Raw genomic sequence first — 807 nt, 5'->3', positions numbered from 1 at the left:
CCGGAAAGGGAGCAGCTGCTCCACTCCCCACTCGGCCTGAGGATCCTCCGGCCAGAGGCGACGGGTTCTGCAACTATCCTGCCCCGCCAGTCCCACCGGATGCACAAAGCAGTTCTCCAAAGTCAAAGCATTCTGCTGCAGTAGGTGCAAGGCCAAAGGGTTCGTCTCGAAACAATGAATGGCCGCCTCAGGGTGAAAAGTCCTGAAACAAGCGCTGGCCACGCCCACCCCCGCTCTCACATCCACGACAACCTTGACATCAGGAAGAATGGAAGCCGCAGGCTGATAGATGCGGCTCAGGCTGGCTACTGTCCCTTCATACTCAAGGCCTTCGTACCCCCGCAACCAAGCTGACGGAGCAGAGCTGCCCTTTTGGATTAAGTCAATGAGAAAAGTTTCTGTTATGTTTCCCGCATTGGCAAAGAGGAGCTGGGTGTCTTCTCCCAGGATGAAAGCAAAGCTGGTTCTCAAAGGCCGCCCCAGCCGCTGCAAGTCCTGAGCTGTGCACACCACCGCATCAAAGCTGGGCCAACTGCTCGGCTCCCCCCTCACCTCATGAACTCGCTCGGGCACTCCCTTCTGCTCCAGCAGACCACAGGGATCCCCAAACCCCTCTTCCACGTACAGCTCCAGCCGCGGCAAGTCCAGCAAGTCCGCGGCTATCACCCCAGGACAGCCTCGGCCAACAAATACCCTCAGTCGCTCCTGCACGCGATGCAGCTCTTGAATGGGCTCGTAGATTCCTAGTCGTGTGTCTATCCAGGCAGAGCTGGCCGTGCTGACAAAGTAGCGCACATCAGAGCGGGG

Annotated in this window: 1 pseudogene; it reads right to left on the bottom strand. The window is 58.5% G+C overall.

Annotated features, from left to right (window positions below):
* A pseudogene (locus NW856_RS11540) lies at window positions 1–807 on the bottom strand (glycosyl transferase family 1); the annotation flags it as partial.

Source organism: Synechococcus sp. R3-13 (assembly GCF_047462195.1).
GTDB lineage: Bacteria > Cyanobacteriota > Cyanobacteriia > Thermostichales > Thermostichaceae > Thermostichus.
This window is presented reverse-complemented; position numbering and strand designations above follow the sequence as displayed.